The sequence below is a fragment of the Clostridium sp. genome, assembly GCF_032552055.1.
In the GTDB taxonomy this organism is placed as follows: domain Bacteria; phylum Bacillota; class Clostridia; order Clostridiales; family Clostridiaceae; genus Clostridium.
On sequence record NZ_JAWGSV010000121.1, the window covers coordinates 1 to 9,233 of the forward strand.

Below are 9,233 nucleotides of genomic sequence, written 5' to 3' on the forward strand. Positions count from 1 at the left end.
ATTATATATTCATTTATTATTATATAATAAAGTGATATTTAAATACTTAAGTATACATAGAAAGGAAATCTAATGGAAAAATATTTATCAAATATTGTGACTCCTAAAGTTAGTATTGCTCCTATGGTTGATAAAACTCATAGGCACTTTAGATATTTTGCAAGAATTCTAACTGAAGAAGCTCTTTTATATACAGAAATGGTAACTGCTCAATCTATAATAAATGGAGATATAAATAAAATTCTATATTTTAGAGAAGAAGAAGGTCAAGTTGCTCTTCAAATTGCTGCTTCAAACCCAGAAGATGCATATAAGGCTGTAAAGTTAGCTGAAGACTTTAATTATAGTGAGATAAATTTAAACTGCGGTTGTCCGTCTGATAGAGTTTCAGGTAATTTGATGGGGGCAGCTTTGATGTCTTCTAAAAACTTAGTTTATGAAATCTTATCCGCTATGAAAGAAGCAACAAATAAACCAGTTACAATAAAGCATAGAATTGGAATTGATGGGACAGGTATCTTAGAGGGTACAAGTGATAAAATAATTATGGAAGGATATAATGACCTTTTAGACTTTTTAGATACTGTATCAAAGGCTAAGCCTGACAGATACACAATCCATGCTCGTTCTGCAATCCTTAAAGGATTAAGTCCTAAAGATAATAGAGAAATCCCACCTTTAGACTATAATATGGTTTATAGACTTAAAGAGGAATTTGATTATTTAAACATAGAAATTAATGGTGGCTTTAAAACTATTGAAGATATAAAATCAGCATTAACTAAAGTGGATGGGGTGATGATTGGAAGATCTGCTTATGAGGACTGCTATCTTTTATCAAACTTTTTTAAACTTTATGATTACTCTGAAGATAAAAAACCTATTTCTAGGGGAGAAGCTATAAAATCATATATTCCTTACATAATTAAGGAACTTGAAAAAGGAAGCAGTGTTCATGCCTTAGTTTCACCTTTACATAGCTTATTCCAAGGAGTAAAAGGGAGCAAAAAATATAAACAACTTTTATCTTCTTCAAATGTAAAAAAAGATACAATAGTAGATATTTTAAATACAATTTTAGAAAATATGCCTGAAAGTATCTTATGGTGATAATTTAATTATCTGTTTTTTAATAATTTGTTTTTACATAATATAAACTATAATAAACCTTAATAATATAAGGAAATTTAATTTTAATAGAATTAGATTTCCTTATATTTATAGGTTTATTATATAACTTTAACTTATCTTTAATAAGAAGTTAACTATTAAATGTTATTCTAATATTAGAATATAACTAAAGGAGGTTGAAAATGAAAAAACTTAATATATGTATTGATATTGATGGAACAATAACAGAGCCCTACTATTGGTTAGATTGTTGCAATAAACATTTTAAAACTAACATCACTGAAAAAGATGTAACTAAATATTCTATTTCTGAAGTAATAGGAGTAAGTGAAGAAAGTTATTTAGAATTTTATGAAAAGTATAAGCATGAAATTCATTCAACTCAAAAAATAAGAGATGATGTAAAAATAATTATAGATAAATTAATGCAATTTTCAAACTTGCACTTTGTAACTGCTAGAGAAAAAGACTTAGCACTTATTACTCATGAATATTTAAGAAATAATTCTATTCATTATGATAACTTATTTTTACTTGGAAGCCATTACAAGGTTAATAAAGCAAAGGAATTATATTGTGATGTGTTTATAGAGGACAACTATAAAAATGCAATTGAACTTTCTGAAGCTGGTTTTTACGTTCTTCTATTAGATACAAATTATAATAGAAAGCCACTAAATAGTAATATTAAAAGAGTTTACAATTGGATAGAAGTTTATAGAAATATAAAAAGTTTATTTTTGGAAATGGAAGCAATCTAATTAAAATTATTTATCCCTTGTGGTAAAAAGCAAAAAAAAGAATCCTACTCTCTTCTAGGATTCTTATATAGGGGTAAATATTAAAAATTAATGAGAAAAATGATTAGAAGTAAACACATCCCAATTAATCAACTGATAATTATTATCAATTCTTTATATTTATAATACATGCTTATTATATTTATGTCAATAAGTTTTCCAAATAAATTCTCTAAATTTTCACACTTCTTTTCACACTTTAGTTTTCTTAATAAAAATTGCCACCAATCTCTAAAAGATTAGCGGCTTTTATTATAATAAACTAATATTCTCTTGTTTTATTCTTCTATTTCTATTGAGTTATTCTTAATAATATTTTTGTACCATTCAAAGCTCTTTTTCTTACTTCTCTTATATGTCCCATTTCCTAAATCATCAGCATCTACATATATAAATCCATATCTTTTTGACATTTGAGAAGTTGATGCGCTAACTAAATCAATACAAGCCCAAGAAGTATATCCCATACATTCCACACCTTCGTCTATTGCTATAGCAATTTGCTCAAAGTGCTTTTTAAAGTACTCTATTCTATAATCATCATTAATTGACCCATCTTCTTCTACCTTATCATAAGCACCAATACCATTTTCAACTATCCATAATGGCTTTTGATATCTATCGTATAAATCTATTAATGATACTCTTAACCCCTTTGGATCTACTTGCCATCCCCATTCGCTTGTTGGTAAATATGGATTTTTAACTCCAGTAACAAGATTTCCTCCAACCTTTTCTCTTTGTTCTGCATTTATACTTTGAACCATGGACATATAATAACTAAAGGAAATAAAATCTACTGTATATTGTTGTAGTATAGCTTCATCCCCCTCTAGCATTTTTACATTGATATTATTCTTCGTGAAGTAATTTAAAAGATGTCTAGGATATTTACCTAATACTTGTACATCAGTATAAACAAAGTTATTTCTATTATCTCTTTGAGCTAAAATTATATCATCGGGATTACAAGTTTCAGGATATGTTAAAGTTTTAGTTACCATACATCCTACTTGCGAACCTGGTATTATTTCATGACAATATTTTGTTGCTAAAGCACTTGCTACAAATTGATTGTGCAACGCTTGATAAATTGCTTCTTCTGCTTCTTTTTTACTTGCATATTTATCTTCAACTACTCCAACTGTAGTAAATGGGTGACGGAAAACACTATCTATTTCATTAAATGTAAGCCAGTATTTTACTAAGTCTTTATATCTTTCAAAACATACTTTTGCATATTTTACAAACATATCTGCAACTTCTCTAGATACCCATCCATCATAGTTATTAACTAAATAAATTGGCATTTCATAATGTGATAAGGTTACTAAAGGCTCTATATCATTTTTTCTTAGCTCTTTAAAAAGGTCCTCGTAAAATTCTAGCCCCTTTTCATTTGGCTTCTCTTCATTTCCATTTGGGAAAATTCGAGTCCATGCTATAGATACACGTAAAGTTTTAAATCCCATTTCTTTGAATAAAGCTATATCCTCTTTATAGTGATGATAAAAATCTATCCCTCTACGCTTCGGATAGTATTTATCATCTTTAGCTTCCATTGCATTCTTTATATCTTCTAATCCAACATGCCATTGCTTAACATAATCTTTTATGTCGATATCAGGCTTATACATAGCTACATCTGCTACTGACATTCCTTTACCATCAATATTCCACGCACCTTCAGCTTGATTTGCTGCAATTGCTCCACCCCATAAAAATCCTTTAGGAAAAGATAATATTTTTTTCATATAAACTGCCTCCATTATCTATCTAAATTTTCTCCATTAGTTTTTATAATTTGCTTATAATAGTTATAACTATCTTTCTTAATACGTTTTAAAGATCCATTTCCATCATTATCTCTATCTACATAAACAAAACCGTATCTCTTCTTCATTTCTCCAGTACCTGCTGAAACAATATCTATTGGTCCCCACCAAGTATACCCTAATATATTTGCACCATCTTCAATTGCTTCATTCATCATTATCACATGCTTTTTAAGATAATCCATTCTTTCATCATCATGTATCTTACCATCTTCTGTAACTTCATCTATAGCTCCTAATCCATTTTCTACTATGAATAAAGGCTTATGATATCTATCTGTCAATTCATTACATACATACCTTAATCCCAATGGATCTATTGGCCATCCCCACTTTGTTTCACTTAAATAAGGATTTTTCTTTCCTAACAATCCACCTGTATTACCTAATATCTTCATTCCTGCTTCATGTAAAGATGATCTATAATAACTAAATCCTAAATAATCACAAACACCTTTTTTAAGAATTTCCTTGTCCACATCTTCCATTTCTATATTAATATTATTTTCTTTAGCAATACGATTAAAATATGAAGGATATTCTCCAAGCATTTGTATATCACTATAAAATAACGATCTTCTTCTTAATTCATAAGATTCAAATACATCTTCTGGCTTACAAGATGCTGGATATATAGGAGATAGTGATAACATACATCCTATTTTGAAATCTTTATTAATTTCATGTCCCATAATTACAGCCTTTGCACTTGCTATTAACATATTATGGCTTGCTTGATAAATATCTTGAAGTTTATTTTCATCTTCTTTAACTACTATTGCAGCAGCTATAAGTGGTAATGTATGAGCATGATTAATTTCATTAAAAGTCATCCAATACTTAACTTTATCCTTATATCTATTAAATATTACATTGCAATAATTAGAATAAAAATCTATAAGTTTCCTATTTTTCCACCCACCGTATTTAGTGACTAAATTAAGGGGAGTTTCAAAATGTGAAATAGTTATAACAGGCTCCATTCCATATTTCAATAATTCATCAAATAAATTATCATAAAATTCTAGTCCCTTTTCATTAGGCTCTTTATCATCTCCATTAGGGAATATACGACTCCAAGCTATAGAAGTTCTAAAACACTTCATACCTAGCTCAGATAATTCCTTAATATCCTCCTTATAGGTGTGGTAAAAGTCTATAGCTTCATGACTAGGATAATATTTTTCTTTATTTATTTCTAACTCTATATTTTCAAATCTATCTGCTCCAACTGGTAGTATATCTGCAACGCTTAAGCCTTTGCCATCTTCATTATAAGCACCTTCAGCTTGATTAGCTGCAATTGCTCCTCCCCATAAAAAGTTTTTAGGAAATGTCATTTTATTATGCCCCCTCACCTATTAGTTCTAAAACTTTATCTTCATTTGCTACATTACGGTAATTTTCTTTCTTTAATGTTTTATTATTTGCTTCAGTTATTAAAAGCATGGTAGTAGGATCATATCCCTTTTCTTTTATCTTCTTCAAATCAAATTCTATTAACTTTTGACCTCTTGTTATTTTTTCCCCTTGCTTAACTAAAATCTTAAAACCTTGTCCATTTAGCTCTACTGTATCAATTCCAACATGTATCAAAACTTCAAAATCATTATCACTCTTTAATCCTATTGCATGTCCAGTTGGAAATGCTACTTCTACGGTTCCATCAACAGGAGATGTTATTTCGCCAACTTCAGGTATAAACGCTACTCCATCTCCCATAGTTTTGCTTGAAAAAACAGGATCATTTACATTTTCTAATGGAATCATTTCTCCTTTAACACAAGCTGCTAATTCTGATGGTTTTAATGAACTTTTTTTAGGTTTTGATTCATCCTCTTCAAATCCAAGTATATAAGTTAAAACCGCTGATAGTGTAAATGCCATTGCTATACCTATTAAGTAAATTATAAATGTATCTCCAAAGAATGCTGGTAAAGTTGTTAATGCTGGGAATACATAAACCATAGCCTTTGTTTGGAACATTCCCATAAACGCTCCTGCTATACCACCTGATATTGTTAGAGCAATTAAAGGTTTTTTATATTTTACTGCTAAACCATATACAATTGGTTCTGTTATACCACCTAATAAAGCTGGAATCATTGTTGATGCTGCAAAAGCTCTTGTTTCTTTCTTTTTAGAACGAAGTACTACTCCTAAAGCAACACCTGCACACGCAAATGTAGCTGCTGCAATCATTGGTCTAATAACGTCATAGCCTTGATTTGCAATATTGTTTATCATTATCGGAACAACGCCCCAATGAATACCCATCATTACAAGGTATGTCCATCCTGCTCCAACTACTAACCCTGCTAGTAATCCGCTCTTGTCACTCAAGAAGTTAATTAAATCTCCCATACCATTACCTAGAGTAACTCCAATTGGTCCTATAACTATAACTGCTAATGGTACCATAACTAATAATGCTACTGCTGATAAAGTAAATATTTCTATACTCTTAGGAATAAATTTCTTTAAAAATCTTTCAACATATGAATATACCCAAATAGTTAGTATCGCTGGAATAACTGTACCTGAATATCCCATAAGTACAACTGGAATTCCAAAGAAATCAACTACATCTCCTGTTGCCTGCATAAGTCCAGAAAAATTAGGTTCCATTAATGCACCAACTATTGCAACGGCAATAAATTGATTTACTTTAAATGTTTTTGCGGTGCTAAATGCTAAGAATAATGGTAAGAAATAAAATACACTATTTCCCGCAGCACTTAAAATCTTATAAGTGCTTCCTGTATTATCCATGAATCCATAAGTTGTTAAAATTACAAGTAATGCTTTAATCATCCCTGCTCCAGCTAGAGCTATTATAATTGGATTAAATATAGATGACATTGTATTGAACATACGTGTTAATATGTTTCCTGATGGCTTTTCATCTGCATCTTCTGTATTCATTGATTCACTCTTAATTGCTGGGAATATATTTAATACAGTTTCAAATACATCTGTAACATGGTTTCCAATAACTACTTGGAACTGTCCATTACCTTCTACAACAGATAAAACACCTTGTATATTTTTAATAGCTTCTCTGTCAGCTTTTGATGAATCTTTCAATTTAAATCTTAATCTTGTTACACAATGGAATAAGCTATTTATATTTTCAACTCCACCTACTTTTTCGACTATTTCTTTTGCTAGTGAGTCATAGTTTTTCTTAGCCATTACAATTCCTCCTAAACTTTATTTTCTTGATGACACCGGTTACATCTCATACCGTAATTATAGCATTGAAAAGTTTTACATAAATAAATTTCGATTTTTGGAAACTTTAGATAAATAAAAAAAAGCATGGTATAATAAAAATTTAACCATGCTCATTTCTATCTATTAATGCTCTCTTTTAATTTCTTATATTTAAAGGTTATAAAATCAGTAATAACCTGATACAATATTGCATGTGTTTGTACATTTGAGCTATGCTGAAAGTCTATACATAAATCTACATAAGGATGATTTTCCATATCCTTATTAGCTGTAATAACAACTATCTTAGCCTTGGTTTGTTTAAATATATTCTTATCTAAATTTCCCTGCATCATCTGATACTTTTTTATATAATTACCCGAATTAGTAAATATGATAATTAAAGTATCCTCTTTTGCATTTTTTATAAATTCATCTTGCTTAATATCATGCATATGAGAAATTATATATTTCCCGTTATATGCAAGCTTAGTTTGAAAATCCATAGCTGCTGATTCTGAATATAATAATCCAAATGCCGCTACATTATCATACTTAATTAAATCCTTAGCTAATTCTTCAATTTTATTCATATTTATATTAGACTTAATTAATTCTAGATCATCAATAATTCTATCAATATATTCTTCCTTAGTATGTTCTTCCATAAATCCAATAATATTATCATTATAATTTAAATTATTGGATTCCTTATTACTTCTATAAGATGCAGCTGCCTTTAGTTCAATAAAATCATCAAACCCTATATGCCTAGTAAACTTTGAAATTGTAGATTTTGATACAAAACATAAATCTGCAACTTCTTTAATAGTCATATTCTGAATAGAATCATAATTACATAATAAAATATTAGCTATATGATAATAGGTAGAACTTTCTTTCCCATCATTTAATATAATAAGTAATCTATTTAATAATGTCCCCATAGTTATTCTCCTAAAACTCAATTTTTCTTTAGTTTAATATAAATTTTTTTAAAATTGAATTAAATTTAACCCTATTTCTTCGCTGAATTTTCTTTCTACTTCACCATTTATTATATTAATTATTATTTCTGAGGTGGCACTTATAATAGCTTTATTTAAATGACCTCCAATACATTTCCCTTCAAAATTAGCAAATGTTCCATGTATATGTAAATATACCTCACCATTCATTCTAGATATATTTCCCGTTAAATTTGTTATTTCATAATCCTCTTCAAAAGTATTTGAGTAATATTTCTTTTCTTCTACTTTAAAAAGACCTACTACTACATGATTAGTTGCTCCAAGTCCTGAAATTGATCCTAATTTAATGTCTTCCTTTTCACAAAGATTTTTAATAGATTCAATAACTTCTTCTCCTTTTTCTAACCTTAATACTATTGTTTCTCCAAATACTTTGTATTCCACACTATCAACTCCATTTTAAGATTACATTTAATTCAATTATATTATTAATTTTATCATAAAAACAGTACTTTAAGTAAAATGGTTATTGCTAGTCTATTATTTTACACCTCATAGTTATTCATCACTCCCCTTAATAAAAGGGAAAAGCCTCCTAGCTAATCTAGGAAGCTTATATTTATATTAAAAAGCTTTCGCCATTTTTATTACTCTTTCACCTAAAAGGACTCTATCAAAAATCTTATTATAATTCAGTTTTTCATAGAATTTAGATACTTTTTCATTCTTTGCAAGTAGAGATATACCCTCAAATTCTTCTCTTTTAGCTACTTTCTCTGCATGCATCATAAGCATCTTACCTATTCCAAGTCCTCTTGCACTTTCACTTGTAGCAATATTAGCAATATATAAGTTTCCTCTTCTACACTCTCTAAAGATTAGGTATTTTAAAGAATTTATAACATAATATACTTTTTCTGAAATTCCTTCAATTGTATTAAATTGTTTTAGACAAGTTTCAATACTTAATTTATCTAACTTATCATAAGGAATTAATATAATTGCACCAACTACTTTATTATCTAATTCAGCAACAGTTATATAGTCTGTACTATATCTTGATTCTTTCGTTTTAATTAAAGTTTTAAGATTTTCTAAAGTTTCTTCTTTAGATTCTCCCCCTCATACATCTCCAGGGTTTACTTCTGTGAAATAAATTAAATTTGCTATTGCGTCTATATCACTATAGTTACCTTTTCTAATATTAATATTTCTGTTATTCATAAATTCAACCTCCAACACAGAATTCATTCTCTGTATGTATTAATTATAGGCGAATC

8 protein-coding genes are annotated in these 9,233 nt (G+C 28.8%); 2 read left to right on the top strand and 6 right to left on the bottom strand.

Annotation, left to right across the window (positions count from 1 at the left end; translation table 11 throughout):
- Positions 1-72 precede the first annotated feature (72 nt).
- Complete coding sequence (gene dusA, locus E6248_RS09430; RefSeq protein WP_316340565.1) at positions 73-1,110, top strand: tRNA dihydrouridine(20/20a) synthase DusA; 1,038 nt, start codon at positions 73-75, stop codon at positions 1,108-1,110.
- A gap of 203 nt (positions 1,111-1,313) precedes the next feature.
- The gene (locus E6248_RS09435; RefSeq protein WP_316340566.1) at positions 1,314-1,892 is read left to right on the top strand and encodes a 5' nucleotidase, NT5C type; all 579 of its coding nucleotides are present in this window, start codon (positions 1,314-1,316) and stop codon (positions 1,890-1,892) included.
- Positions 1,893-2,209: 317 nt separating this feature from the next.
- Here E6248_RS09435 and E6248_RS09440 read toward each other — a convergent pair whose 3' ends face one another.
- The 6 genes from E6248_RS09440 to E6248_RS09465 all read right to left on the bottom strand — a co-directional run bounded on the left by E6248_RS09440 (position 2,210) and on the right by E6248_RS09465 (position 9,030).
- Entirely contained in the window at positions 2,210-3,685 is a 1,476-nt protein-coding gene (locus E6248_RS09440; protein WP_316340567.1) for a glycoside hydrolase family 1 protein, read from the bottom strand.
- Positions 3,686-3,699: 14 nt separating this feature from the next.
- Positions 3,700-5,106 (bottom strand): family 1 glycosylhydrolase, encoded by a 1,407-nt coding sequence (locus E6248_RS09445; RefSeq protein ID WP_316340568.1) that lies wholly within the window; start codon positions 5,104-5,106, stop codon positions 3,700-3,702.
- 4 nt (positions 5,107-5,110) lie between these two features.
- Complete coding sequence (locus tag E6248_RS09450) at positions 5,111-6,961, bottom strand: beta-glucoside-specific PTS transporter subunit IIABC (protein ID WP_316340569.1); 1,851 nt, start codon at positions 6,959-6,961, stop codon at positions 5,111-5,113.
- Positions 6,962-7,119: 158 nt separating this feature from the next.
- Positions 7,120-7,929: a MurR/RpiR family transcriptional regulator gene (locus E6248_RS09455; RefSeq protein WP_316340570.1), complete on the bottom strand. Its 810-nt coding sequence runs from the start codon at positions 7,927-7,929 to the stop codon at positions 7,120-7,122.
- Positions 7,930-7,977: 48 nt separating this feature from the next.
- Positions 7,978-8,397, bottom strand: coding sequence for a DNA-binding protein (locus E6248_RS09460; protein WP_316340571.1), 420 nt, complete (start codon positions 8,395-8,397; stop codon positions 7,978-7,980).
- A gap of 180 nt (positions 8,398-8,577) precedes the next feature.
- Positions 8,578-9,030 (bottom strand): GNAT family N-acetyltransferase, encoded by a 453-nt coding sequence (locus E6248_RS09465; RefSeq protein ID WP_316340572.1) that lies wholly within the window; start codon positions 9,028-9,030, stop codon positions 8,578-8,580.
- Positions 9,031-9,233 lie beyond the last annotated feature (203 nt).

Bases quoted from the DNA above. Each gene is read 5' to 3' on its own strand.
- E6248_RS09455 (WP_316340570.1), bottom strand. From the start codon at position 7,929: ATGGGGACATTATTAAATAGATTACTTATTATATTAAATGATGGGAAA.
- E6248_RS09440 (WP_316340567.1), bottom strand. From the start codon at position 3,685: ATGAAAAAAATATTATCTTTTCCTAAAGGATTTTTATGGGGTGGAGCA.
- E6248_RS09435 (WP_316340566.1), top strand. From the start codon at position 1,314: ATGAAAAAACTTAATATATGTATTGATATTGATGGAACAATAACAGAG.
- E6248_RS09445 (WP_316340568.1), bottom strand. From the start codon at position 5,106: ATGACATTTCCTAAAAACTTTTTATGGGGAGGAGCAATTGCAGCTAAT.
- E6248_RS09450 (WP_316340569.1), bottom strand. From the start codon at position 6,961: ATGGCTAAGAAAAACTATGACTCACTAGCAAAAGAAATAGTCGAAAAA.
- dusA (WP_316340565.1), top strand. From the start codon at position 73: ATGGAAAAATATTTATCAAATATTGTGACTCCTAAAGTTAGTATTGCT.